Annotated in this window: 37 protein-coding genes; 28 read left to right on the top strand and 9 right to left on the bottom strand. The window is 67.1% G+C overall.

The annotated features are described in order from the left end of the window. From AC1MHZ_RS22835 to AC1MHZ_RS22700, 28 genes are all read left to right on the top strand, one after another. Window positions 1-1,506 carry a phage portal protein gene (locus AC1MHZ_RS22835; RefSeq protein ID WP_482966979.1) on the top strand — a complete coding sequence of 502 codons (1,506 nt, stop codon included), beginning with the start codon at window positions 1-3 and terminating at the stop codon, window positions 1,504-1,506. After that, window positions 1,478-3,352 carry a phage major capsid protein gene (locus AC1MHZ_RS22830; RefSeq protein WP_482966978.1) on the top strand — a complete coding sequence of 625 codons (1,875 nt, stop codon included), beginning with the start codon at window positions 1,478-1,480 and terminating at the stop codon, window positions 3,350-3,352. Before AC1MHZ_RS22835 ends, AC1MHZ_RS22830 begins: the two co-directional genes overlap by 29 nt. Window positions 3,353-3,424: 72 nt before the next feature. Continuing rightward, on the top strand, window positions 3,425-3,859 hold the full coding sequence (locus AC1MHZ_RS22825; protein WP_073665326.1) for a hypothetical protein: 435 nt from the start codon (window positions 3,425-3,427) through the stop codon (window positions 3,857-3,859). After that, window positions 3,856-4,236 carry a hypothetical protein gene (locus tag AC1MHZ_RS22820; protein ID WP_482966977.1) on the top strand — a complete coding sequence of 127 codons (381 nt, stop codon included), beginning with the start codon at window positions 3,856-3,858 and terminating at the stop codon, window positions 4,234-4,236. Before AC1MHZ_RS22825 ends, AC1MHZ_RS22820 begins: the two co-directional genes overlap by 4 nt. Next, on the top strand, window positions 4,218-4,742 hold the full coding sequence (locus tag AC1MHZ_RS22815; protein ID WP_100549778.1) for a phage tail protein: 525 nt from the start codon (window positions 4,218-4,220) through the stop codon (window positions 4,740-4,742). The genes AC1MHZ_RS22820 and AC1MHZ_RS22815 overlap by 19 nt, the downstream gene beginning before the upstream one ends. Further along, window positions 4,723-5,253 carry a hypothetical protein gene (locus AC1MHZ_RS22810; RefSeq protein WP_482966976.1) on the top strand — a complete coding sequence of 177 codons (531 nt, stop codon included), beginning with the start codon at window positions 4,723-4,725 and terminating at the stop codon, window positions 5,251-5,253. The genes AC1MHZ_RS22815 and AC1MHZ_RS22810 overlap by 20 nt, the downstream gene beginning before the upstream one ends. 3 nt (window positions 5,254-5,256) lie before the next feature. Continuing rightward, entirely contained in the window at window positions 5,257-5,868 is a 612-nt protein-coding gene (locus tag AC1MHZ_RS22805) for a phage baseplate assembly protein V (RefSeq protein ID WP_482966975.1), read from the top strand. Then, window positions 5,865-6,197: a phage baseplate protein gene (locus tag AC1MHZ_RS22800; protein WP_482966974.1), complete on the top strand. Its 333-nt coding sequence runs from the start codon at window positions 5,865-5,867 to the stop codon at window positions 6,195-6,197. Before AC1MHZ_RS22805 ends, AC1MHZ_RS22800 begins: the two co-directional genes overlap by 4 nt. Further along, entirely contained in the window at window positions 6,194-7,189 is a 996-nt protein-coding gene (locus AC1MHZ_RS22795; RefSeq protein WP_482966973.1) for a baseplate J/gp47 family protein, read from the top strand. The genes AC1MHZ_RS22800 and AC1MHZ_RS22795 overlap by 4 nt, the downstream gene beginning before the upstream one ends. Further along, entirely contained in the window at window positions 7,186-7,830 is a 645-nt protein-coding gene (locus AC1MHZ_RS22790) for a phage tail protein I (protein ID WP_482966972.1), read from the top strand. Before AC1MHZ_RS22795 ends, AC1MHZ_RS22790 begins: the two co-directional genes overlap by 4 nt. Further along, complete coding sequence (locus AC1MHZ_RS22785; protein ID WP_482966971.1) at window positions 7,827-8,357, top strand: hypothetical protein; 531 nt, start codon at window positions 7,827-7,829, stop codon at window positions 8,355-8,357. The genes AC1MHZ_RS22790 and AC1MHZ_RS22785 overlap by 4 nt, the downstream gene beginning before the upstream one ends. Further along, window positions 8,354-8,701, top strand: a complete 348-nt coding sequence (locus tag AC1MHZ_RS22780) for a hypothetical protein (RefSeq protein ID WP_482966970.1) — start codon at window positions 8,354-8,356, stop codon at window positions 8,699-8,701. The genes AC1MHZ_RS22785 and AC1MHZ_RS22780 overlap by 4 nt, the downstream gene beginning before the upstream one ends. Beyond that, window positions 8,698-9,009, top strand: a complete 312-nt coding sequence (locus AC1MHZ_RS22775) for a hypothetical protein (protein ID WP_482966969.1) — start codon at window positions 8,698-8,700, stop codon at window positions 9,007-9,009. The genes AC1MHZ_RS22780 and AC1MHZ_RS22775 overlap by 4 nt, the downstream gene beginning before the upstream one ends. Then, window positions 9,010-9,666: a hypothetical protein gene (locus tag AC1MHZ_RS22770; RefSeq protein ID WP_482966968.1), complete on the top strand. Its 657-nt coding sequence runs from the start codon at window positions 9,010-9,012 to the stop codon at window positions 9,664-9,666. A gap of 12 nt (window positions 9,667-9,678) precedes the next feature. Then, window positions 9,679-10,476, top strand: coding sequence for a hypothetical protein (locus tag AC1MHZ_RS22765; RefSeq protein ID WP_482966967.1), 798 nt, complete (start codon window positions 9,679-9,681; stop codon window positions 10,474-10,476). 62 nt (window positions 10,477-10,538) lie between these two features. Beyond that, on the top strand, window positions 10,539-10,793 hold the full coding sequence (locus AC1MHZ_RS22760; protein WP_482966966.1) for a tail fiber assembly protein: 255 nt from the start codon (window positions 10,539-10,541) through the stop codon (window positions 10,791-10,793). A gap of 78 nt (window positions 10,794-10,871) precedes the next feature. After that, the gene (locus AC1MHZ_RS22755) at window positions 10,872-11,549 is read left to right on the top strand and encodes a DUF7338 family protein (protein ID WP_482966965.1); all 678 of its coding nucleotides are present in this window, start codon (window positions 10,872-10,874) and stop codon (window positions 11,547-11,549) included. A 26-nt stretch (window positions 11,550-11,575) separates the two neighbouring features. Beyond that, a complete protein-coding gene (locus AC1MHZ_RS22750) occupies window positions 11,576-11,776 on the top strand; it encodes a hypothetical protein (RefSeq protein ID WP_034031281.1) in 201 nt (66 codons plus the stop codon). A gap of 2 nt (window positions 11,777-11,778) precedes the next feature. After that, on the top strand, window positions 11,779-12,945 hold the full coding sequence (locus AC1MHZ_RS22745) for a phage tail sheath protein (RefSeq protein WP_482966964.1): 1,167 nt from the start codon (window positions 11,779-11,781) through the stop codon (window positions 12,943-12,945). Further along, window positions 12,945-13,451 carry a phage major tail tube protein gene (locus AC1MHZ_RS22740; protein ID WP_034031279.1) on the top strand — a complete coding sequence of 169 codons (507 nt, stop codon included), beginning with the start codon at window positions 12,945-12,947 and terminating at the stop codon, window positions 13,449-13,451. Before AC1MHZ_RS22745 ends, AC1MHZ_RS22740 begins: the two co-directional genes overlap by 1 nt. Before the next feature lie 63 nt (window positions 13,452-13,514). Continuing rightward, window positions 13,515-14,081, top strand: coding sequence for a phage tail assembly protein (locus tag AC1MHZ_RS22735; protein ID WP_482966963.1), 567 nt, complete (start codon window positions 13,515-13,517; stop codon window positions 14,079-14,081). After that, entirely contained in the window at window positions 14,078-14,206 is a 129-nt protein-coding gene (locus AC1MHZ_RS22730; protein ID WP_033945724.1) for a hypothetical protein, read from the top strand. The genes AC1MHZ_RS22735 and AC1MHZ_RS22730 overlap by 4 nt, the downstream gene beginning before the upstream one ends. A 3-nt stretch (window positions 14,207-14,209) precedes the next feature. After that, complete coding sequence (locus AC1MHZ_RS22725; RefSeq protein ID WP_482966962.1) at window positions 14,210-16,759, top strand: phage tail tape measure protein; 2,550 nt, start codon at window positions 14,210-14,212, stop codon at window positions 16,757-16,759. Next, window positions 16,759-17,148 carry a phage tail protein gene (locus AC1MHZ_RS22720; RefSeq protein ID WP_482966961.1) on the top strand — a complete coding sequence of 130 codons (390 nt, stop codon included), beginning with the start codon at window positions 16,759-16,761 and terminating at the stop codon, window positions 17,146-17,148. The genes AC1MHZ_RS22725 and AC1MHZ_RS22720 overlap by 1 nt, the downstream gene beginning before the upstream one ends. Then, window positions 17,135-17,347: a tail protein X gene (locus AC1MHZ_RS22715; protein WP_033945726.1), complete on the top strand. Its 213-nt coding sequence runs from the start codon at window positions 17,135-17,137 to the stop codon at window positions 17,345-17,347. Before AC1MHZ_RS22720 ends, AC1MHZ_RS22715 begins: the two co-directional genes overlap by 14 nt. Window positions 17,348-17,356: 9 nt before the next feature. Further along, complete coding sequence (locus AC1MHZ_RS22710; protein WP_482966960.1) at window positions 17,357-18,376, top strand: contractile injection system protein, VgrG/Pvc8 family; 1,020 nt, start codon at window positions 17,357-17,359, stop codon at window positions 18,374-18,376. 110 nt (window positions 18,377-18,486) lie between these two features. Beyond that, entirely contained in the window at window positions 18,487-18,687 is a 201-nt protein-coding gene (locus AC1MHZ_RS22705) for a hypothetical protein (protein ID WP_482966959.1), read from the top strand. Continuing rightward, window positions 18,684-19,580, top strand: a complete 897-nt coding sequence (locus tag AC1MHZ_RS22700) for a Rha family transcriptional regulator (protein ID WP_482966958.1) — start codon at window positions 18,684-18,686, stop codon at window positions 19,578-19,580. The genes AC1MHZ_RS22705 and AC1MHZ_RS22700 overlap by 4 nt, the downstream gene beginning before the upstream one ends. Before the next feature lie 65 nt (window positions 19,581-19,645). Here AC1MHZ_RS22700 and AC1MHZ_RS22695 read toward each other — a convergent pair whose 3' ends face one another. The 9 genes from AC1MHZ_RS22695 to parA all read right to left on the bottom strand — a co-directional run bounded on the left by AC1MHZ_RS22695 (window position 19,646) and on the right by parA (window position 23,317). Next, complete coding sequence (locus tag AC1MHZ_RS22695; protein WP_482966957.1) at window positions 19,646-19,987, bottom strand: hypothetical protein; 342 nt, start codon at window positions 19,985-19,987, stop codon at window positions 19,646-19,648. A gap of 88 nt (window positions 19,988-20,075) precedes the next feature. After that, window positions 20,076-20,351 (bottom strand): RNA-binding protein, encoded by a 276-nt coding sequence (locus AC1MHZ_RS22690; protein WP_100550069.1) that lies wholly within the window; start codon window positions 20,349-20,351, stop codon window positions 20,076-20,078. Further along, window positions 20,339-21,307 (bottom strand): 3'-5' exonuclease family protein, encoded by a 969-nt coding sequence (locus tag AC1MHZ_RS22685; RefSeq protein WP_482966956.1) that lies wholly within the window; start codon window positions 21,305-21,307, stop codon window positions 20,339-20,341. Before AC1MHZ_RS22685 ends, AC1MHZ_RS22690 begins: the two co-directional genes overlap by 13 nt. A 4-nt stretch (window positions 21,308-21,311) precedes the next feature. Then, the gene (locus AC1MHZ_RS22680) at window positions 21,312-21,665 is read right to left on the bottom strand and encodes a hypothetical protein (RefSeq protein WP_482966955.1); all 354 of its coding nucleotides are present in this window, start codon (window positions 21,663-21,665) and stop codon (window positions 21,312-21,314) included. Further along, window positions 21,662-21,820 carry a hypothetical protein gene (locus tag AC1MHZ_RS22675; RefSeq protein ID WP_482966954.1) on the bottom strand — a complete coding sequence of 53 codons (159 nt, stop codon included), beginning with the start codon at window positions 21,818-21,820 and terminating at the stop codon, window positions 21,662-21,664. Before AC1MHZ_RS22675 ends, AC1MHZ_RS22680 begins: the two co-directional genes overlap by 4 nt. After that, window positions 21,817-22,140: a hypothetical protein gene (locus tag AC1MHZ_RS22670; RefSeq protein WP_482966953.1), complete on the bottom strand. Its 324-nt coding sequence runs from the start codon at window positions 22,138-22,140 to the stop codon at window positions 21,817-21,819. Before AC1MHZ_RS22670 ends, AC1MHZ_RS22675 begins: the two co-directional genes overlap by 4 nt. Next, the gene (locus AC1MHZ_RS22665; protein WP_152959924.1) at window positions 22,140-22,289 is read right to left on the bottom strand and encodes a hypothetical protein; all 150 of its coding nucleotides are present in this window, start codon (window positions 22,287-22,289) and stop codon (window positions 22,140-22,142) included. The genes AC1MHZ_RS22670 and AC1MHZ_RS22665 overlap by 1 nt, the downstream gene beginning before the upstream one ends. Before the next feature lie 66 nt (window positions 22,290-22,355). Beyond that, a complete protein-coding gene (locus AC1MHZ_RS22660) occupies window positions 22,356-22,667 on the bottom strand; it encodes a hypothetical protein (RefSeq protein WP_100550071.1) in 312 nt (103 codons plus the stop codon). Then, entirely contained in the window at window positions 22,664-23,317 is a 654-nt protein-coding gene (parA, locus tag AC1MHZ_RS22655) for a ParA family partition ATPase (RefSeq protein WP_277344505.1), read from the bottom strand. The genes AC1MHZ_RS22660 and parA overlap by 4 nt, the downstream gene beginning before the upstream one ends. Window positions 23,318-23,790: the final 473 nt, after the last annotated feature.

Genomic DNA, 23,790 nt, shown 5'->3' with positions numbered 1-23,790 from the left:
ATGCAACCGTTTAAAGCCCTGGGCCGCTTGTTCGGCCTGGGCGGTGCCCCATCGCCTGCAGCTGCTCGAATCGAGCCGCAAGTGGGGCGGCGCCGCGGCTTCAAGATGGCCAGCGGCGGGCGCCTGGCGAAGGCCTGGTCGGGCCGCACGAGTGGCACCGATGCCGACCAGCTGATCTTCGCCGACCACGAGACCCTGCGGCAGCGGGCTCGAGAGCAGTCGATCAACACCTCCTACCTCAAGCGCTTCTACCGCCTGCTGCGGCAGAACGTCATCGGGCCGTATGGCATCCGCCTGCAGTCCAAGGCCGTGCTGCCGGACGGCAAGGCCGACCGGATCACCCGGCGCCTGATCGAAAAGGAGTGGCGCAAGTTCTGCAAAAAGGGCGTCTTCGACGTCACCGGCCGCTATAGCTACGTCACCTTCTCCTGGCTGTGGCTCGACACCCTGGCCCGCGATGGCGAGGTGCTCGTGCGCCTGGTGCGCAACTGGCCGAACCGCTGGGGCTTCGCGCTGCAGATCCTCGAGGCCGATCGCCTCGACCTGCACCTCAACGAGCTGCTGGACAACGGCAACCGCATCAGGATGGGCGTCGAGATCGACGAGTGGGAGCGCCCGGTCGCGTACTGGATGCTGAGAGACCACCCCGGCGACATCCTGCGCCGCGCCGAGGAGCGCTACGAGCGGATCCCGGCCAGCGAGCTGATCCACACCTTCGACCCGTGGCGGCCTCACCAGTCGCGCGGCTTCACCTGGACGCATGCCGCGGCGGTGGACATCCACCACCTGGGCGAGTTTCGCTCGGCGACCCTGGTCAAGGCCGAGCACGGCGCGAAGATCACGGGCTTCTATGAGCAGGACGCCGAGTGGCTGGATCCGCCCGACGAGGGCGAAGACGTCGACGTGCTCGAGGAGGTCGAGGCCGGCACCACCAAGGTGCTGCCCTACGGCTTGACCTACAAGCCGCACCAGAACGCCTCGCCCGGTAGCGACTACGCGCCGTTCGTGAAGGACACCCTACGCGGCGGCGCTGCCGGCCTGGGGCCGAGCTACAACCGCCTGGCCAACGACCTGGAGGGCGTCAGCTACTCCTCGCTGCGCTCCGGCGAGCTGGACGAGCGCGACTTCTACAAGTGCTGCCAGGAGTTCGTCATCAGCGAGCTGCTCGAGCGCGTGGGCGAGGAGTGGTTCAACTGCGCCTTGCTCAAGGGCGCGATCAAGATCGCCCCGCGCGATCTGGCCCGCTGCAGCGACCAGGAATGGCAGGCCCGTGGCTGGGATTGGGTCGACCCCTTGAAGGACTCGAAAGCGGCGACCGAGAGCATCGGCAACCGCACCAAGTCGCGCGCCTATTACATCCGCCTCAATGGCGACGACCCCGACGAGATCTTCGAGGAGATCGAGGCCGAGGAGCAGCTGCTCCGCGAGAAGGGGCTGCTCGCTGATCCCAACAAACCGAAAGCAGAGGAGCCGGCCAATGCCGAAGAGCTCGACTCCGACGAGTAGCGCGCCGCTGCCTGTCATTCGCCAGATCGAAGGGCAGCAGCTGCAGCGCTCGCTTGCCGTGGACATCGGCACCCTGGACACCGAACAGCGCACCGTCGAGGTCGCGGTATCCAGTGAATACCCCGTGCGGCGCTGGTTCGGCATGGAAGTGCTCGACCACTCGCCCGACTCGATCGACCTCACCCGCCTGCATGCCGGCGCGCCGCTGCTCGACCAGCACTGGCGGCAGATCGGCGTCGTCGAGAAGGCCTGGCTGGACGGCGACCGCAAGCTGCGCGCCCTGGTGCGTTTCTCCCGCGGGCAGTACGCCGAGGAGATCTGGCAGGACGTCGCCGACGGGATCCGCCGCAACATCAGCTGCGGCTACCTGGTGCATGAAATGGTGCTCGAGCGTTCGGAGAACGGCCTCGATCACTACCGCGTTACCCGCTGGGAGCCCTACGAGGTTTCCAGCGTTTCCGTGCCTGCAGACCCGACCGTCGGGGTGGGGCGCTCCAACGATGCAACAACCAACACCATCACCATTCGAGGTATTGCAATGCCGAAGCCGAACGAACCCCAAGACGACGGTCAGACCCGCGAGCAGCCGGCCGTTACCACCGACCCGGTGCTGCTGGAGCGTCAGCGCATCGCCGACATCAACATCCTGGGCGAGCGCTACAACCAGCGCGACCTGGCCGCCAGCGCTGTGAGCTCTGGCCAGTCGCTCGACCAGTTCCGCGCCGTGCTGCTCGAGCGCGCCCTGCCGGGCCAGCCGAAGCCGCTCGCGCCCAAGACTCCGAAGGACGGCGAGCGCGACCTGCCGGGCTTCGTGAAGGATGTCTCGGCGCGCGGCCTGGGTCTGACCGAGAAGGAAATGGACCAGTTCTCGCTGATGCGCGCCATGAACGCCTACGCCGAGAAGGACTGGTCGAAGGCCGGCCTCGAGCGCGAAGTCAGCCTGGCCTTGGCCGACACCCTCAAGAAAGAGGCCCGCGGCTTCTTCGTGCCGCATGACCTGCTCGTGCGTGGTATGTCGAAGGGCGAAGCGGGCAAGGGCGGCGAGCTGGTGGCCACCGAGCTGCGCGTCGACCAGTTCATCGACATCCTGCGCAACAAGACCATGATGGCCAAGCTGGGCATGCGCATGCTCGGCGGCCTGGTCGGCGACCTGGATCTGCCGAAGAAGGTCAACGGCTCCAACTTCTACTGGCTGGGCGAGGGCGACAACGTCACCCCGAGCGACTTCGACCTGACCACCATCGCGCTGTCGCCGAAGACCATCGCGGGCGCGATCCCGGTCACCCGCAAGCTGCGCAAGCAGGCGGCGAAGTCGGTCGAGTCGCTCATCATCAGCGACCTGGTCGAGGGCCTGGGCGTTGCCATCGACCTGGCCATGCTGCGCGGTACCGGCGCCGACAACCAGCCGCTGGGCCTGCTGAACCAGGTCGGCCTGCCGTCGGTGACCTATCCGATTGGCGGCATCGACTGGGCTTCCGTCGTCGAGATGGAGACCAAGGCGGCCACCTTCAACGTCGAGGGCAGCGGCCTGGCCTACCTGACCAGCCCGGTGCAGCGCGGTGCGGCGAAGAAAAAGCAAGTCTTCGAGAATACCGGCGAGCGGATCTGGCAGGACGGGGAGGTCAACGGCTACACCGCCTACGCGACCAACCAGATGCCGGCCGACGACTGGCTCTACGGCGACTTCTCGCAGCTGGTGTGCGGCCTGTGGGGCGTGCTGGATCTCAAGCCCGACCCGTATGCCCTGGCTGGCAGCGACGGCCTGATGCTGCGCGTCTTCCAAGACGTCGACGCCTGTGTGCGCCGCAAGGAAGCCTTCTGCGTCGGCAAGAAAGCCGCCGCCTAAACCGAACCTGAAAGCGGGCAGGTAGGGGGCTCCGGCCCCCGTTTTGCCTCTTTCCCTGAATAGGTGCTCCCTATGTCTACCACGCAAGCCCGCACCGCCCTGGTGGTGCTGCTGACGGATCTCACCGTGCACGGTGACGTGATCCCCGAAAACACCACGCTCGAGGTCGAGCGCGCCATCCGCAACGACTGGTTCGGCTCGAAGCTGTGCCGCGACGCGACTCCCGAGGAGATCGCCGAGTATCGTGCCCAGGAGGGCGGCGCGGATGCCTTCGACGCCCAGCTGCAGGCTGACCAGGCGCAGCTGATCGCCGACGTCGATCGCCTGCAGGAGCGCAAGACCGAGCTGGCCGGTGACCTCAAGGCGCTGGAAAGCGACATCGAGCAGTTCGGCCAGCAGCGCACCACCCTGCAGGCCGAGGTCGACGACCTGGGCAAGCAGAAGAAGGCCCTGGCCGATGAAGTCGCGGCCCTGGAAAAGGCCAAGGCCGCGGCGGCTAAGAAGTGATCGGCGCCGAGGATCTCGGCGACTTCTTCGACCCCGACGAGTTCGGTACCACCGTGCAGCTGCTCGAGCCCGGGCAGCCTGCGCGCACCGTGAGCGCCCTTGAGGGGGCGCCGGACGGATCCGGCCGGCTGTATCGGTCGGGCGTGGATCCGAACGCCTCGAGCCTGCGCGTCAGGCCCGACCAGGTGAAGCTGCAGCTGGCCCGGGCTGATGCCCCGGCCGACTGGAAGCTGACCAAGGCGGTGCTCGCTGGGTCAGGTTACTCGATCGCCAACGTGGAACCGCTGGGCCGGCTGCGCGTGCTGCTGACCCTGATCCCCTACGGTGACCGCTCGGCTCCGGCCGGGGAGCGTGGAAAGTGGCAGGCTTCCAACTGAATTTCGAGGTGGACGGCTGGGGCGACGTGGAACGCGCCCTGGCCGACGCCCCGCGCAAGCTGGACGTTGCCGCCGCACGCGCCCTGCGCAAGACGGCGCAGTGGCTGCGCACGCATAGCTCGAGGGAGATCGCCCGCGAGCTCGGCATCACGCAAAGCCCGATCCGGCACCGCTACAACATCTACAGCCAGTCGACGGCCCGCGAGGTGAAGCTCTGGGTCGGCCTTCAGCCGATCGGCGTCCACTACCTGGGCACGCCCCGGCAGACCCGCACGGGCGTGAAGGTCGGCCACCGGGAGTACGACGCGGCATTCATCTCGCCGATGAAGTCCACCCAGCGCCTAGTCTTCCGCCGCAAGGGCCGCGAGCGCTTGCCGATCGAGAAGGTGACCGAGGACTGGGAAGGCCCGGCAGTCAGCGCCCTGGAGCGCTGGGAGCGCCGCGCCCTGGAGCGCTTCATGGAGCTGTTCGAGCAGGAGGCGCGCTATGTCCTACAGACCGCTTAACCAGGTCTCCGACCTGTTCTTCGCCATCGGCGACGCCATCCACGCCGCGGGCCTGGGCGTCGACGTGGCCAACTACGACGAATGGGACGGCAAGGTGCGCCATGCCTCGGTGCTGATCGAGCTCGAGCGCACCACCCCGGCAGTCAGGCAAAACGACGGGCGCTACACGCACGCCGTCACCGTCACCCTGCACGCCGTCGTCGGCCGGTGGCGAAAGCATTCGGCGCTCGAGGCGGTCAACCTGGCCACCTGCCTGGAGCGCCTGGCCGATCGCAACCGCTGGGGCTTCCATGGGCGCAACTGCGAGCAGCCCTGCGAGATGCGCAGCGGCCCCTCGATGTTCCAGCGCGGCTCCGACGGCTACGACGCCTGGGGCGCCACCTTCAAGCAGGTGGTGACGCCTGGCGAGCCGCCGGCCGAGATCCTGCTCAACACCGCCCCCTTGGTTGCGTACAGCTGGCAGGTCGACGACCTGGACAACCCGGAGAACTACCACCAGCTGGAGACCTGACCCATGTTCGACGCCTACCTGCGCCTGCAGCTGGGGCCGCTGATCGAGCGCCTGGCGGCGCTGGAGACCGAGCTCGAGGATCTGCGCCGCCGTGCCGAGGGGCACAACCGCATCGGCACGGTGGCGGCAGTGGATCCGTCGAAGGGCGTCTGCCAGGTCAGCCACGGCGAGCTGCGCTCGCCCTGGATCAAGTACGCCAGCCTCGCGGCCGGCGGCATCAGCGAGACCCGGCACCCGTCGGTGGGCGAGCAGTGCCTGCTGCTGAACTACGGCGGCGGCGACGGTAGCGCCCAGGCGGTGGCCCTCCTGGGGCTGCCCTCGGCGCAGTTCCCGCCGGTCTCTGATCGCGCCGAGTTACACCGCCGCACCTACCCGGACGGCACCGAAAGCAGCTACGACCATGCCGCGAACGCCTTCAACTGGAATAACGGCCCGCTTTCGGTGAAAGCCGACCGCACCGGGGTGGAGGTGATGCTTGGCGGCGTCGGCTTCAAGGTCACCGCTGCCGGTTTCTCGCATATCGGCGGCGCCGTCGACCACGACGGCAAGAACATCGGCAAGGATCACAAGCACCTGAACTCGGGCGGCCCGAGCATCGGTGGAGAGCCTGCATGATCGGAATAGACCGCGACACCGGGGCCACTGTCGACGACTGGCCCCAATTCGTGCAGCGCGCCACCCGCGCGCTGACGACCCCGCTCGGCACCCGGCAGAAGCGGCCCCTGTACGGCTGCCGCCTGCCGACCCGCTTCGCTCGCAACCTGGGAGACCAGCTGCTGATCCTGGCCCAGGCCGACGCCGTCGACGCCTTCTACAACGAGGCCAACGGTATCGGCGACTTCAAGCCCGAGGTAGTGGTGGCCACCCGTGAGGGAGCCGGCCTGCGCCTACGCCTGGCGGGCACCTGGCACAACCGCAAGATGACGTTCGAGGTGGTCACGTGAGCATGCTTATTCCGGGGCTCAACCAGCTGGCCGAGCCCGAGATCGTCAAGGTCGAGCAGTTCGAGACCCTGCTGGCCGAGTTCAAGGCCGAGGTGGTGGCCTACGTGGCCGCCCGCGACGCCGAGAAGGCCGCCCGCCTCGAGGAGGCCCTGGCCAACGACAGCGAGCTGCTGGCGATGATGCTGCAGGCCTTTACCCTGCGCCTGCAGAGCCACACGCGCAAATACAATGCCCGCATCAAGCAGATGCTGGCCTGGTGGGCCGAGGGCTCGAACCTGGACGCCCGCCTGGCCGACATGGGTCTGGAGCGGCGCACCATCAGCGAGGGCGACCCGAACGCCTTCCCGCCGATCCCGGCCGAGGTCGAGGCCGACGCCGACGCGCGGATCCGCTACTACCTGGCCCCGCATGCGCCTGCCGCTGGCTCGCGCCTGCAGTACCGGCGCGAGGCCATGACCCTCGGCGAGCGCGCCGCGGTCAGCGTGGAATCGCCCGAGGCGGGCAAGGTGGTGGTGACCTACACCTTCGCCGCCGACGCCAACGCGGCCAAGGTGAAGGACGCCAACGGCCGGCAGACCGCCCTCGGCGAGGTGGCGGTCACGCTGCTGTCGCGGGAGGGTGACGGCACGCCGAGCGCGGGCCTGCTGGCTGCCGCCCGGGCACACTTCGCTCGCGACGACGTGCGCCCGGAAACTGACAAGGTAACCGTGCAGGCGCCCGAGATCCTGCCGTATCAGATCCGCGCGGTGGTCTACATCAACACCGGCCCGGACGCCCAGCTGACCCAGGCGAACGCCGAGCAGGCGCTGGCCAGCTATGCCGCCGAGCGCCACCGCCTCGGCGGCTACGTCGACCCGAGCCGGATCGACTACGTGCTGCACGCGGCCGGCGCCGAGCGCCTGCAGCTGCTCGAGCCGCTCGCGCCCATCGAGTGCGCGGCCAGCCAGGCGCCCTACTGCACGGCGATTGACGTCGAGGTGCGCACGCTATGAGTGAGGAAAACGCCCCGCAGGCGACCCTGCTGCCGGCCAACCGTTCGGCGCTCGAGGCCGGCCTTGACCTGGCGTTCGCGCAGCTGCTCGAGCGCATAGAACCGCCATTCCCGGCGCTGATGGATCCGGCCGCGACCCCGGCCGAGTTCCTACCGTACCTCGCCGCGGATCGCGGCGTGGGCGACTGGGATCCCGCGGCGCCGGAAAGCGAGCTGCGCCTGACCACGTCGCTGGCCTGGGCGATCAAGCGCCAGGCCGGCACGCGCCGCGCCCTGGTGCATGCGGTCGAGTCAATGGAGCTCGAGGCGCTGGTCACCAGCTGGCACGAAAAGCCGGCCGGCGTGCCGTACACCTTCACCGTCGAGGCCACGGTCGGGCGGCCTTGGCTTCCGGGCGACTTCCCGCGGCTGTGGCGGCGGCTGAACGATGCCAAGAGCGAGCGCGACAACCTCGACCTGATCCTGGTGCATGAGACCAGCGGCGGCCTGCGCGCCGCTGCTGCAGCCGGCACGCCGCTAGCTGTCGGCGACCTGGATCTGGCCGGCGCGCTGCCCGAGCTGGATTTGCGCGGCGAGCTGGGCGCCGCGGGTGCGGCGCAGCACTACACCATCAACGACTACGACCTCGAGGCGCAGACATGACAGACCTCACCCGCCTTGTGCGGTTTACCGCCGCTGGCCTGGCTGAACTGGTACAGGCCAAAAACCAGGGCTTGAAAGGGGCGATTACCCATATCGCCGCAGGAACCTCGCGCTACACCCCGACCGGCGCAGAGACGGCGCTCAAGGCCGAGCGGCAGCGCGTGACCATTGCCGAATATGAAGATCTGGGAAGCGGCGAGATTCGCATCGCTGGCCTGTTCGGCGGCGCGCTGGAGTATGAGGTCGGCGAGTTCGGCTTCTTCCTCGAGAGCGGCACGCTGCTGGCGGTTTACTCGGTCGCCGGCCAGCTGCTGACCTACAAGGCGGCCACCGCAACTCTGGTGCAGAAGTTCACTCTGGATATTTCCGCGCTGCCGAGCAACAGCGTGACAGTCAACGTGGGCAGCGAGAACCTCAACATCATGTTGACCGAGGAGCTGGCCACGGTCGCGACGGCCAACATCGACAACATGGCCCGCCACGTTGGCCTGCTGTTCCGTGTCATGGAGCTGGAGGCAGGCGCATGAACGGGCCGACTCTGGAGCTGATCGAGGGCACCACCTTCGGCTTCGAGGCGACCTGGTCGGACAGCGCGGGCGCGCCGATCGACGTCACCGGCTGCGCCGCTCGTTTCGTGATCTGCCCAGCGGACAGTGCTCGTCCGCTGGTGGAGTGCAGCACCGAGGATGGCGGCATCAGCCTGGGCGGCGCCGCGGGCACTGTGGCGGTGAGCCTGGCCCCGGGCAAGACGGCGGGCAGGCACAGCAAGCAATGGCAGGGCGCGCGCTATGAGCTGCGGGTCGAGTACCCCAGCGGCGACGTCTACAGCCTGTTGCGCGGCACCGTGGCGCTGTCGCCGGGGCTGCTATGAGCGCCGCTGTCGAGCGAGTGGTGGTTACCCGGGGCATCGAGCGGGTGGTAACCGTGCGACAGGCGGGGCGGGTGGTGGAGGTTCGCCAGCTGCTCTCGCCGCGTGTGACCGTGGTCAGCGCTGGCGTACAGGGGCCGGTCGGCGCTCTGGCCGAGAACGTGCTGCAGCGCACCCTGCAGGCCGAGGCGGACGCCCGCCAGGCTCTGGCTCTGGCCAGCGACACTAGTGCCGCTATGGCCGCCCTGCTCGAGGATCTGCAGGGCGCTTTCGATTACCACGCGGGGGCTATCTCCGCACAAGGGGGCTAGATGAGCCTGCTAACCCAGCTCGAGACGCTGCTCGCCTCGGTCAACTCCCTGATGGGGGTGATCGACGGCAAGTTGCGCAACAAGGCCAACAAGGCCGACACCTACACCAAGACGGATCTGGCCGACCCGCTGCTGACCCTAGGCGCCAATGCGGCGACGGCCTCGCGGCTCAAGGTCGCGCGGCTGCTGACCCTGGCCGGCGAGGCGACCGGCGAGGTCGGTTTCGACGGGTCCGGCAACGTCACCCTGATGGTGACCGTGCCCGGGCTGCTGGATAAGGCAGACAAGGTCGACAGCGTGACGCCCGCGCAGATGGAGGCGCGCTTCGAGGAGTTGATCGGCGCCGCGCCCGAGGCGCTCAACCAGCTGAAAGAGTTCGCCGACGCCCTGGGCAACGACCCGAACTTCGCGGCCACCATGCTGGCCGCGCTGGACGCCAAGGCCGACAAGGCGACGACCTACACAATCACCCAGGCCGACGGCAAGTTCCTGCTCAAGACGGGCAAGGCGGCCGATTCGTCCCTGCTGGGCGGCAACGCCCCGGCCTACTACGCCTCGGCGGCCAGCGTCTCGGCGCTCGAGGCCGAGGTAGCTGATGGATTCAATCGCCTGGCGACGGCGTTCAATAACGGCGCCGCGCAGATCAACGCAATATAGGGGAAATGAACTGTGAGCCTTGAAACTCAGATCGCGGCGCTGGTGACGGCCGCCAATAACTTGACCGCCGCGGTTAATGGGAAAATGACCGAGATCGACCAGAAGGTCGATGATGCGGTGGTTAGTGTTCCGGGAACCGTTAAGAGTTATTTGGAGAATCGAATTAGCTACTACGTCGACTCCGTTAATGGCAATGATGCTAATGACGGGTTGAGCTGGGCAAAAGCCAAGAGAACCTTAAAGGCAGCCGTAGAGGGGGTTGGATTCCGTCGATATGCGTATATCTGGCTTTCAAAGAATACGCATTTTATGAGTAGCAGTATCTCGCAGCCAGATGGCAGCAACATCATTATTTATGGTGATAACACTCCCTATGCGAACATAGTCGAGGCTGACCGCGATCAATGGGTGATCCGGCGCCCTGATTATGCGGATGGCCTCCCAGGCACGGGCGACTGTCAGTATGTATTGGGGGCTGACGCGACAGTGTCTGTTCGCGGCCTACGTCTGAATTATGGCAACGTCCCGCATCGCCCGGTGCATTGGGCTTCCTTTTTCAAAGTGTTGTCGCGCGCCTACGTTAACTTTGGCGGCGCTAAGGTTGAAGCCCGCGACGGCAATAACGTTGTTAACGTGGAGCTCGGGAGTTGCACATTTACTGCAACTTACTCCAAGTTCAACGCATTGGCGGGGACAAACGTCGGTATTCTTCGTGGATATAGCGACTCGTCGTTTGGTTTTGCTGGCGGTTATCAAAACACGCTGACTAACTTCGTGATGAACGGCTCTGTTCCTTTCCAGTCGGCATAATCTTGGGGGTTTAAATGATTGTTACAGTAAGGGTTGGTGACACTGTATATCAGGGGTGGGACGTGGAAGCCCTGCGCGCCGCCGGCATCGCCGAGGATGTGATCGCTGCCGGCGTTTCCGCTGCGAAGTGGGCGGGCATCCGAACCGACCGCGATCTGCGCCTGACTGCCAGCGACTGGACGCAGCTTCCTGACAGTCCGCTGACTGCCGAGCAGAAGGCCTCGGCCGCCGCGTATCGCCAGGCCCTGCGCGACCTGACCGAGCAGCCGGATCCCGACGTCCTGACGTGGCCTGAACCGCCCGCCTTCCTGAAGTAACCGAAGCCGCGAAAGCGGTTTTTTTACGCCTGCAGAAAGCCCCCGCCCTGGGGGCTTTCGCGTTTCTGAGGATCCCCTATGTCGATCGCAATCCCTGCGCCGGCCGCTGGCTGGCGTGCCTGGCTTTTGCCGTTCCACCTGGTGCTGTTCGTGCTGCAGCTGGCGGTACTCCTGCCGCTGCGCGTGGCCTTCATCCTGGCCGGCTTCATCGTGGTGCCGCTGGCCCTGCCGTTCCGCACCCGCCACGCCGACACCGCCGAGCGTTTCAGCCAGGCCGCCGGTACCTGGTACCTAGTGACGCTGCCGCGCTGGGCCTGGCCCTGGAGCAATGACCGCGACGGCGCCCTGGGCGATCGCCGCGGCTGGTGGCACACCAACGCCCCGTTCGGCCTCGGCGCCTACCACTGGTTTTCCATGCTGGTCTGGCTCGCCTTCCGCAACCCGGCCAACAACCTGCGCTTCACGCGGCTGTTCGGCTGCCCGGTGACGCGCACCGCCTGTACCTGGTGGGGCCGCGACGAGGTCGAAGACGACCCGGGCAAGGGCGGCGTGCGCTTCCTGATGGCCCGTGCGGGCCTGCTGTGGCGCTTCTACGGGCTGTATTGGGTCTGGCAGTGGAGTGCCAGCCGCGCCCTGGTGGTGCAGCTGGGCTTCAAGCCTGAGCCGTCCGACTGGCTCGAGGACTACCAGGCCGACCCGACCCGCGAGTGGAAGGGCTTCACGTTCGAGATCAACCCCATCAAGGCGATCGGCTGAGCCGCGCCGTACAGGAGAACGCCACCATGGCAGACCGCAAGAACTACACCGTGCTCGTGCCCTACCCCAAGGGCGGCGGCCACTGGACGCGCAAGGGCGACAAGGTCGACCTGCTCGAGGTCGAGGCCCTGGCCCTGCGCCAGGCCGGCCGCATCAAGCTGACCGCCGAGCTCGAGGCCGAACAGGCCGCGCCGGCTACCACCAAGAAAACCACCGCTAAGGACTGACCATGGCCGAGGTAACCAATTTCGAGCACAACGGCGTCTCCGTCGAGACGACCGAATCCCCGGAGGCCATGGGCGGCCTTGGCGACAACGTCGTGGGCCTGGTCGGTACCGCGCCCAAGGCTGACGCCAGCGTGCCGCGCAACGCCCCGTTCCGCATCAACAGCTTCACCCTGGCCGCGCTGCTGGATCCGACCGGCACCGAGGCCGGCTCGCTGTATCACACCGTCCACCAGATCCTGAAAGTGGTGAAGGTGCCGGTCTATGTGATCGTGGTCGAGGAGGGCGCCACCCCGGCCGACACCCTTAACAACGTGATCGGCGGCGTCGACGCGACGTCGGGCCAGGTGACCGGCCTCGGCGCCCTGGCGCTGTGCGCCGAGGTGCCGACCATCATCGGCGCCCCGGGCTTCTCCGACGACCAGGCGGTGCATAGCGAGCTGGCTAGCCTGGGCAAGCGGATCCGCGCGCGGGTGGTCTTCGACGGCCTGGACACCGACGTGGCCGGCCAGGTGGTCAACAGCCAGGCAATCGGCGGCGCCGAGCTGGGCTACGACCGCTGCTACATGGTTCACCAGATGCCGGCGGTCTACTCCAAGGCGGCCAAGGCCAACGTGTTCCTGCCGCCCTCGAGCCTGGCCATTGCCGCCATGGCCGCGGTCAAGCAGTGGGAAAGCCCGGGCAACCAGGTGACCTACGCGGCCGACGTCTCGCGCTCTGTCGAGTACAACATCCTCGACAAGTCGACCGAGGGCGACCTGCTCAACCGCTACGGCGTCAGCTACTACGCCCGCACCACCCTGGGCGGCTTCTCGCTGCTGGGCAACCGCTCGATCACCGGCAAGTTCATCAGCTACGTGGGCCTCGAGGACGCGATCACCCGCAAGCTGGTGAAGGCGGCGCAGAAGGTCATGGCCAAGAACCTGACCAAGACCTTCATGGAGCAGGAGGTCAAGCGGATCAACGACTGGATTCAGACCCTGGTGGCGGACGAGACCATCCCGGGCGGCAAGGTGTACCTGCACCCCGAGCTGAACAGCGTCGAGAAGTACAAGAACGGCACATGGTACCTGTGCATCGACTACGGCCGCTACGCGCCCAACGAGCACATGATTTACCAGCTCAATGCGTCTGACGCGATCATCGAAGAGTTTCTGGAGGACGTTCTCTGATGCTTACCAACCGAGTGCGGCAGATCATCACCGCAACCCTGCAAGGCCTGCCGCTTAACGCGACCATCGACGACTACGATCCCCCGGTGATCGAGTTCGACATGGAGGAGATGCGCGGCGGGCGCTACATCCCCGAGGAGATGGCCACCGGCATGAAGGCCCTGACCGGCAAGCTGACGCTGCAGGGCGTCGGCCTGCCGATCATGGCGGCCCTGGGCGTCAGCGGCGGCGACGAGGTGCTGCTGACCGTGCAGGAGGCCGGCGAAGACCAGGACGGCAACGAGTGGTTCACCTACCACGTGCAGGGCGGCAAGCTGAAAAAGCTCGAGGAGAAGACCCTCAAGATGGGCGACAAGCCGGTCACCGTGCTGGAAATCGCCCTGCGCACCTACACCCGCCTGGAGATGGGCGTGCCGGTGATCGACATCGACACCCGCACCCAGAAGGTGGTGGTCAACGGCGTGGATCTGCTCAAGGGCGCCCGCCGCCTGGCCCTGATGGTGTAACCCTCAACCCTCGAACCAAGCCGCCTACGGGCGGCTTTTTCGTGTCTGCAAGGAATCCCCGCAATGACCTGGAAACCCGAACCGCATCCGCTGCGCTGGCCCGTCACCACCGAGGTCGGCGAGACCCTGACCAGCATCGAGCTGCGCGCCCTGACCGTCGAGGAGCACCGCGCCGCCCTGGCCACCGTCGGCGACGACGAAGACGACCAGTTCGAGGCCCTTCTGCTGGCCGCCACCGGGCTGTCGCTGTCGGTGCTCGAGCAGATCAAGCGCCCCGACTACGTGAGCCTGGTCAAGCGCATGCACGAGTACGTCAACCTTCCGGCCAGCTACTTCCTGGGCCGCAAGCCCGAGGATCCCGACGACGTCGAGCTCCTGGTGCCGATCAAGGCGATCGGCCGCACGGTCGACCGCCTCGCCCTGCAGGTGCCGGCGATGAAGGCGACCAAGGTCATGCGCAAGCTCAAGACCGACGCCGAGCGCGCGGACTTCATCAGCGCGCACTGCACCGGCCTGTCGACCGTGGAAATCGTGCGGCTGAGCCTGCCCGATTGGACGCAGCTGCAGGAGCGCCTGCACGCTTTTTTGAACAAACCGGCGGACTACTTTCCGAACGCGACATCGAAGTGATCCTCGATGTCGTACCCCTCGTTTATCACGTGAGCGAGGCAGAGATTCTGGAGTGGGATGCCGGCAAAGGGCTGCGCCGCTACGAGCTGGCCATGGCGCGCCTGGGCGCGAAGCAAAAGGGGTAGGGCATGGCTGACACAAAGTCGAAGTACTCGCTGCGGCTGGCCGCCGTGGACGCCTACTCGAAGACGTTCGGCGACTTCTCGAAGAAAGCCGAGCAGCTGCAGGACGAGATCAAGGGTCAGCGCGCCGAGCTCGACAAGCTCAACCGCGCCGCCCGCTCGGCCGACGGCTACACCAAGCTGACCGAGAAGCTCGACAAGACCAAGGCCGCCCTGCAGGCGGCCAGGGTCGAGCAGGCCAGCCTGGCCAAGACGCACCAGGCTGCCACCGCCACGGTGGCGCGCCTCGAGCAGGAATATGGCCAGGCCGCGGCTACGCTCAAGGCGCTGGAAGGCGCCGAGGCGGCCAACACGGCCCAGGTCAAGGCGGCGCGCGTCGAACAGAACCGGCTTGGCCGCGAGCTGGCCAGCGCCACGGCCGAGGTCAAGCGCCTGGACAACGCCCAGGACAAGAACACCGCCAGCCTGCGCACCCTGGAAGCGGCGCAGCGGGCCGAACGGAATCAGCTCAAGGGCCTGCAGGCCGAGCTGACCAAGGCCGGCGTGGATACCAGCCAGCTGGCCGCCGAGCAGAAGCGCCTCGAGACGGCCACGGAGCATGCCAACGCGGCCCTGCAGGCGCAGCGCGCACGGCTCGAGGCCGTGAGCAGCGCCCAGGGGCGTATCGACGCGAATCGGGGCGCTCGCGCGGATCTGCGCGGGCAGATGCTGGAGACCGCCGCCATCGGCTACCTGGCCGCCAAGCCGGTAGACCAGGCGATGAACCTCGAGGTGGCCATGGCCGACGTGGCCAAGGTCATCAACTTCGAGGAGGGCCAGCGCGAGGCGATGGCGCAGGAGAACCTGCGCATGGCCAGCGACCGGCTGATCTCCTCGGCCGGTATCACCGCGGTGGATCTCGCCAAGATCCAGTACGCCGCGGGTCAGTCCAACATCGGCGGCGACGAGAAGACCAGCGAGGGCAAGCAGCGGGCGGTGATGGAGTTCACCCGCGACGCGGCGATCATGGGCGCGGCGTTCGACATCGACGCCCAGACGGCCGGCGAGACCATGGCCGGCTGGCGGGCCTCGATGAAGCTCGACCGGGCCGGCACGCTCGACCTGGCCAACGCCACCAACCACCTGGGGAACCAGTTCAACGCCACCCCGGCCGACATTGCGTCGGTGGTCAAGCGCTACGGCGCGATCGGTAGCGCCTCGGGCCTAAGCCCCGAGCAGAGCGCGGCCCTGTCGACGGCGTTCCTCAACCCGGGCACCGAGAAGGAAATCGCCGGTACCGGCTTTAAGAACTTCCTCGGCGCCCTGACCAAGGGCGGCGCCGCCACCAAGGGCCAGCGCGAGACCTGGGACGCCCTGGGCTTCGATCCCGAGGAGCTGGCCAGGGGCATGCAGCAGAACGCGCCGGAGACGATCCGGTCGGTGCTGCAGGCGCTCAAGCAACAGCCCGAGGAGGAGCAGAACGCGCTGGCCACCCAGCTGTTCGGCTCCGAATCAATCGGCGCCATCATGCCGCTGCTGGCCAACCTCGAGGAGGTCGACCGGGCCTTCGCGGCGGTGGCCAACGGCGCCGATCGCGCCGGCTCGATGATGAAAGAGGCCGAGGGCGTGGCCAGCACCTCGCGAGCTGGCTGGAACGCATTCACGGCCAAGCTGACTCGCCTCTCGACGACTATCGGCACGGCCATGCTGCCGGCCCTGGACGCCGTCCTGGTGCCCTTGGGCGCCCTGGTCGACATGATTAGCGATGCAGCCGAGGCCTATCCGCCGGTTACGGCGGCCATCGCCGTGCTCGGTGGCGGGCTGGCCGCCCTCAAGGTCGGCGCGCTGGGTCTCAAGTTCGCCGGCCTGCTGGTCGGCCAGGCCTTCAACAAGGCCGGGCTGGCACGGGCCAAGCTCGACGCCACCACCGCCCGCACGGCGGTGACGGCCGACGGCGCGGTCATGCGCCTGAACGCTGCCATGGCCCGCCTGGGCGCTGGCGGCGGGGTCGGTGGCCTGGGCGGGCGGGGTGGTCGCGGCGGTCGAGGTGGCCGCGGTGGTCGCGGCCTGGGCATGAAGGGCGGCGGCGCGCTGATGCTGGCGGCCGGCGCGGTGGATCTCGCCCAGGTGGTGATGGATGACGAATCGACCGGCGAGGACTACGGCGAGTCGATCGGCTCGACCGCGGGCGGCATGGGCGGCATGTGGGCCGGCGCTGCTGCAGGCGCTGCCCTGGGCTCGGTGGTGCCGGTCATCGGTACCGCTATCGGCGGGATCCTCGGCGGCGCCCTGGGCGCCTGGCTGGGCAGCGAAGCCGGCGGCGCCCTGGGCGGCATGGCCGGATCCGCGGTCGATCGCCTGCGCAGCCCCGACGAGGTCGCGGCGGCGGTGACCAATGCCGACAACCGGCAGATCACCTTCGCGCCCCAGATCCAAGTCAACGGCGCCGACCAGGCCACCAGCGAGGCGCTGGCCAACCAGGTGATGGCGAAAATGCGCGGCGAGTTCGTGCCGCTGATGATGGCCGACCCGCTCGCCGTGCGGCGCGGGGCGGCGCTGACCGATGGGAGTGACTGATGCGACAGCAGATGGCGCTGGGCGAGTTCGTTTTCGGGCTCGCGACCGGCTTCCCGTATGAGCGCCTCTCGCGCAAGACCACGGGCGGCTGGGTAGATCTGGACATCATCAGCAGCAAGCCGATGTCGCACAACACCGGCCAGGGCGCGGAGACCCTGCGCTTGAGCGGCAAGGCCCAGCTGGGTGCCGGCATGGCCAAGCTCGACGAGCTGCGCGCCATGGCCGACGCCCGCCGGCCCTACACCCTGGTCGACGGAATCGGCCGGGTGTGGGGCCGCTGGCGAATCGACGCCGTCAACGAAGACCAGGAGCGGGTGATCGACGACGGCACCGCCACGCTGCTGTCGTGGACGCTCGAGCTGCAGGAGTTCGTCAATGAGACGGGTTAGAACCATCGCCGGAGACTCGGCAAACGTGCTGCTTTACCGGGAGCTGGGACGCTCCGACGACGAGGCCGAGGAGGCCTTCTGGCTGGTCAATCCGGGGCTGGCCGAGCACGGCGCGGCCCTGCCGTCCGGCCTCTGGGTCAACCTGCCCGAGCTGGCCAGCAAGCCGGCCCAGGCGGCGCCGATCACTGCCTGGGACTGAGGAGGATACATGGTCATCGGATACACCCCAGCGGTGGAGATCTACGGCGCCAACGCGGCGCTGATTAACGCGCGCCTGGTCGATTGGGAGCACGTCGACGCCGCCGGCATCGAATCGGACACCCTCAAGCTGACGGTGAACATCGAAGGCCTCGAGGGGCTGCCCAGCGTCGACGGCAAGATCGGCCTGCGCGTGGGCTACAAGGAAACGGGGCTGGTCGACAAGGGCGAGTTCGTCGTCACGCGCACCACGCCCCAGCTGTTCCCGGCCCTGCTGCTGATCGTGGCCACCGCGGCGCCGTTCAAGGTGAAGGACGAGACGGGCTTCAAGGCCCGCCGCTCGGCCAGCTACGCCATGACGACGCTCGGCCAGATCTTCCGCCAGCTGACCACCAAGCACGGCTTCTCGCCGCGCGTGGCGGCCGAGCTGGACGCGATCCCGATCGTTCACGTCGACCAGTCGAACGAAACGGACATGGGCTTTCTGACGCGCCTCGCGCGGCGTTACGACGCCGTGACGAAGCCGGTCAACGACCTGTATGTGCTGGCCCGCCGCGGCCAGGTCAAGTCGCTGAGCGGCAAGCCGCTGCCCCCGGTCACCCTCTCGGTGACGAAGGACAACCGGCCAGGCGATCGCGCGTTCATTGCGGCGAGCATCGACCAGGACAGCCGGATCCGCTTCAAGGGCTGCAAGACCACCTGGTGGGACGGCAGCGCCGGCAAGGAATGCGTGGTGGAGGTGGGCGAGGCGCCCTTCAAGACTGTGCGCCAGCGCTACCAGGACGAAGCCGAGGCGAAGGCCGCGGCCGAGGGCGAACACCGCAAGACGAAGCGCGAGGCGGCGAAGCTGCGGATCGACTGCCCGGGCAACCCGGCGTTCGGTGCCGAGGGGCTGCTCGAGCTCGACGACAGCTGGCCCAGCTTCATGCGCGGCACCTGGTCGATCGACAAGGTGACCGCCAGCGGATCCCGCCAGCAGAGCTACCGCTGCACCCTCGAGGCGTCCTACCCCGACGGGCGCCAGGATTGACGACTCCCCATCGCCTCGCGGCGGTGGGGATTTTTTTGTGCTTGAAATTTGTTGCGTTAGGTTCCAGCGCGTTCTAGTATCCGCTGCAACCTAACGCAAAGGAGGGGGAATTGGAAAAGAAGCCTAAGAGCTCGGCGCAGCGTGTGGAGGAGTACGAAGCGAGGCTGCGAGAGATCGGCGGGCGAAAGCTCGCGAGTGTTCGGCTTGGGCCGGAGGCGGCCGAAGCCTTGGCATTTTTCGAGGCGCGGGGCGAGTCCGCGACCAAGGTAATCAACAGGCTGCTGATCGCAGCAAAGGAGCAAGACCAATGACCGAGCAACACCTATTAGACCCGTCGGCCGTATCCCTTGAGGGCGGTCGCCCAACTACCACTTCACTGGTTGTCGCCGAGGTGTTCGGCAAGCGCCACGATGACGTGCTAAAGCGGATCAGGGGCCTGGACTGCTCGCCCGATTTTCATGCCCGCAATTTTGCGGAGATGATCGTAGAGGTCGCGATTGGCAAGGGTGCGACCCGAAAGAGCCCGGCTTACCGCATGACCCGCGACGGCTTCACCTTCCTGTGCATGGGCTTCACGGGCGCAGAGGCGGCGCGCTGGAAAGAGGCTTACATCGCCGCCTTCAACCGCATGGAGGCTGAGCTGCAGCGCCAGCATGCCGACCAGTACAACGCCGAGGTGGGCGCCGAGTTCACCGGGCGCGTGGTGGAGCTGGACTTCGGCAAGGGCGTGGTGGCTGCCGAGTGGGATACCGCCGGCAATCTGTGGCTGAGCGACCAGGAGCTCGACGCGCTGCTCGGCTACCGGCTGCGCAACTCGACGCTGAACCTCTACCACCGCTACGAGCGCGAGTTCCCGGTGGGCAGCGTCTGGCTGTATCGCGACGAAAGGGGCGCCCAGCGGGCGCTTTTCACGCCGCTGGCCTGGGAGGTGATCGCCCGCCGGTCTACCGTGCCGCTGGCTGCCGCGCTGGGCCTGGCTGCGGTGCAGTACTACGTGCCGCCGCAAATGATGGAAGTCGAGCGCGAGCGCTACATGCGCCTGGCCCGGACGGCGCGCGAGAGCGGCGAGCACTTCCAGCGCATCGCTGCCGCCAGCAACGAGCTGGCCAGCGCTGTGGCGGCAGCGGCTGAGCCGGTTTATCTCGCGGCTATGTCCGTCGAGGAGTGCCACCCCATGCTGCCACGGGCCAACAAGACCCACTGACAGCCATAACAAGAAAGCCCCCACTGCCTTGCGGCGGTGGGGGCTTTCTTCGTTTCTGGCTGGGTCTAGAGCAGGCCGAGGAGCTTCTCTGGCGGCCTCTGCCCTTCGCCGCCTTTGCTGTACAGGGCCGCGTCGCCCTTGTTGTTCCGTCTCGCCAGGGTCTCGGCCAGCTGCCTGGCCTTGCCATTCACGGCCGCCCATCCTTTCTCGTGCTGCACCCATAGGCTGCCGCCCGATCCAAACTTGCAGGCCGCCCATTGATCGCCGTCAATTTGCTTGATTGTGCAGTCCGCCTCCCGGCCGGCGTTCCTGTGCGCCAGCTCGAGCGCCCACACGTCGTAACGCATGTAGGTTACGGCGCCAATCAGGCAGGCCAGGCCGATGATGATTTTGTTTGTGCGCGTCATGCTGCAGGCTTCTCCGTTGTGGCAGATGGCCGGCAGGGTAACAAAAAGCCCGCCAGGGTGGCGGGCTTGTGGGGTGGGTTACATGGGGCTAGTGCGCCACGTCGATGGCGAACACCTCGACCGGATCCGGCCCGAAGTGAGGGTGCGTGATGGTCGTCAGGCGGTAGCCCTTCCATGGCAGCACCAGGCGGCGGATTACGTCGCCGCGGGGCGGGTAGCCGCGCAGCAGCTCGATGCGGTCATACTCTCGGCCTTCTAGCCGCTTCCGCCAGTAAGGCGTCACGGCGCGGAACTCCTCGGGCTTGGTGCCGGCCTTGATCGCGTCGAAGTATTCGCCCTTGAGGGGGATGGTCAGGGTTCGCATGTGGCCGCCTCCTGCTCGAGCAGCTTTGCGCGCTCGTCCTGCAGTTCGTCAGAGAATCCGACCGGCCACCAGCGATGCGCGGTGCCTCGATCTCGCGGCGGCTGTCGCATGGCCAGGCCAAGGCCCTCGAGCTCTGTCAGGTAGCGCCGTGCCTGGGCCTTGGTCAGGTTTGCCGCGTCGGCGATCTGCCAGATCAGCGGCCCGATAGTGACAGCCGCGAAGTCACCAGCCTCGACCCGCTCGCGGTCGTATTGGGCGCGCCAGTGGGTGTGGTGGTCGGCCTCGGCTCCGGGGAAGGTGTAGCGCTTCCGGCTGGATGCTTTGAGCGCCTGCAGCACGTTGCGCAGTGCGGCGTGGAGTCCGTCGGGGGTGCTTTCGCGCAACCCGGGGCGCCACCTGGCGCCGGCGCCACTGGCCATGGCGAGGATGACGCCGCGGGTGGTCAGGCAGTCGACCTCGGCGCGGTGCTCCTGGCCGGTGATCTCGACGCCCTGCTGCGCTGCGGCCTTGGTCAGGCGCTGACGGCGCACGCTGCCCGGATCCTCGCCGGGCTCCTGCCAGAAGTGCTTATAGACCGACTGCGCGCACTCGGCGTACAGCTCGGGCGCCTCGATGCCGTGCGCCGCGGCGCTCTGCTCGATCAGGCGCAGGTCGTAGTCGGCGTGCCAGATGACCAGCTGGCGGCCCTCGAGGATCTGCAGCAGCTGGGCCTGCACCTCGGGCCAGCCCGGGGCGTCTGCGACCATGGCGTCGGTTATGCCGTGGATCTCGGTCACGCCTGGTGGGATGGGCCGCGTCGGCTTGACCAGGGTCTGCAGGAGGGTTTCGCCGCTGCAGGCGACGACAGCGAGCTCGACGATCTCGGCCTGGTCATCGAGGCCGGTCGTTTCCGTGTCGAGGATGGCGGCATTCTGGGCCACCCAGCGGCGGGCGATTGCGTGGGATGCTTGGTGCATGGGGTTACTCCTGCTCTGCCGCGCTGCTGGCGATAGCGGCCTTTGCGTGGGCCATCATTTGCACCTGGCCGCCTTTGATCTCAACGGTGCCGAGGGCATGGAAAAGCTCGCCGCTAAGCCCGCTGCGGATAGGGTGAGTTAGCAGCAGGACGCGCCCCAGTAGCTCGCGCAGTCCTTCCTCTGTGCACAGAAGCTCGCCGACCAGGTCGTCTTCGACGAACTCCATCACTTCATCCCACAAGTCGTCGCCTGCCTCGTCCCGCTCGGCGAATTTTTCGGGGTACATGGCAACGATCAGCTCGTAGAGCTCGAGGTCGCTGATGCGTTGCGCGTTCTTCATCTTCTGGGCTTGGCTCATGGCTGTTTCTGCTCCTGGTCTTCGTTGGTCTCGGGATCCTGCAGGGCGGCGCAGGTCATGCGGTACAGCAGCGCCAGGCCGGCCACCAGGGCCGCGCCAGCGCCGAACAGCAGGCCGAGCAGCTGCTCGGCGGGGCTGGACGTGTGGCGGCTCATAGACCGGCCTCCCGCTGCAGTGCCTGCAGGAGCTCGTGGTCGACGCCTGGGATCTCGAACTCCTCGCGCAGGTAGTTGACGATCACCGCCGCCAGGTCGACTGCCGCGGTGGCCCGCGCAATGCTGCCGCTGTTGGTGCTCACCAGCCCGCCAGCGCGGGCGCTGGTGGCCTTGTGCGCCACCGGCTGCTCTCTCACTACCAGGTCGAGCAGCTCGCTTGCCTGGAAGCCCTGGTGCTCGAGGATGGCCGCGGCAATGGCGCGGACGCGGTGCAGATCCTCGGGCTCGATGGCGCTGGATACGTTCTCTGTGATGCTCATCAGGCTGCCTCCCCGATCATGCGCAGGATGCCGTGCCAGGCTGTCAGGCACTGTTGCTCGGCGAATTGGCGCACCAGGTCGCGATAGCGCGGATCTCGCGCCAGGTGCAGCGGCAGGCTTGCCGCGGTGGTATAGTCGCGTGCGGACATAGGGAACCCTCCAAGGTCTATGTGTCTGGCCCGGTTAGCGGTTGCCGCCGCTGCCGGGCTGTTTCTTCACTTCATCAGCGCCTCAAGGCGTCGACGCAGCTCGGGCACGTCGTCGACCTTGAACCGGCCGTCTCCCCGCCCGTACTTCTCGAACAGATCCTCGATCGCCTCGAGCAGCAGGTGCTTCACCGGCACGCCCTCGGTCGTCATGTTTTTCAGCTCGGCCATGCCCTTGTGGTACTTGGGCGCGGCCAGCACCTTGAGCTGCTTCTCGCCCTCGTCGGCCACCACTGCGCGGCGGGCCTTCTCGACGTGCTCCTCTGCCAGCTGGCTGGCTCGGCTCGGCCTGGTGGTGGTCGGCTTGCTGATGGTGGTCATTGGGTCAGCTCCAGTAGTTCGGCGGTTACCGCTTCGATCTCGAGGCGGGCCTTGTTGTCCTCGGGCAGATCCATGACGCTGCGGCCCTGCTCGATGCCGGCCACGTAGGACTGGCGCTGGCAGGTCTGGCTGCGCAGGATGGGCAGCTCGTAGGCCTCGAGGGTGCCGCGCACGTCGCGCTCGAGCACCGTGCCCGGGATAGCGCGGGCGATCATCATCGCCGCCACCGGCCGACCGTCGGCGATCTCCTGGCGGTCTTTCACCAGCTGCACCAGGTCGCCGCATGCCCAGATGTCGTACTGGCTCGGCTGCACGGGAATCAGCACGGCATCAGCGGCCCGGATGGCAGCGGCGGTCAGCTCGCTGATCTGGGGCACGCCGTCGACCACGACGTAGTCATAGCCCCCAGCTACGCGCGGCAGGTCGCGCGCCAGCGCCTTGCCCATCGAGACTGTCGGGATCACCCCGGCATCGTCCTCGGCCTCTGGCCTGGATGCCGCCCAGTCGGTAGCCGAGCCCTGCTGGTCGAGGTCGACAAGCAGCACGCGGAATCCATGCTTTACGGCCAGGCAGCTGGCCACGTTGGTGGCGGTGGTCGTTTTCGACGTGCCGCCCTTCTGATTCAGTATCGCGAACACCTTCGCAGCCATTGCCGCGCCCTCCTCGGTTGTTGGTGGTGCGCACAATATAGGCCCATTGGTGAAAAAGTACAACGGGCCAAAAGTACAAAAGACCAAAAACAGCCGGCGCGATAGCGCCGACATTGTCCCGCCGCTGAGGCCTGTCCTTTCTCTCGTCGCTGGAGCCCAGCAACGGCGCGGGTTTCCCGCGCCATAAGCAAGCCGGCGCAACGCGCCGTCCTTTTAGTGCATGCCATGAACCAGGGGCTTTCTGTGCCTTGTTGGTCATTGGCTCGCCTTGTCCACCCTCTGGCGATTAAGTCGCCCAATCCACTAGCGCCCATCCAAAGGCGTAGGGCTGAGGGTGTATATCCACCGCACTTCATACACCCTTAGCACATGGGCAACATACACTCCAAGCCCTACAGCGTGCCAGGGCCAAGGGTGAGGAAGCGATCGACCATCGCGAGCGGGTCAGCTTCGGCAACTACGGCGGGGCCACC

It is taken from the genome of Pseudomonas sp. FA-1 (genome assembly GCF_056856075.1).
The sequence above is the reverse complement of the archived record's forward strand: the minus strand, read 5'-3'. Positions and strand labels throughout refer to the sequence as shown.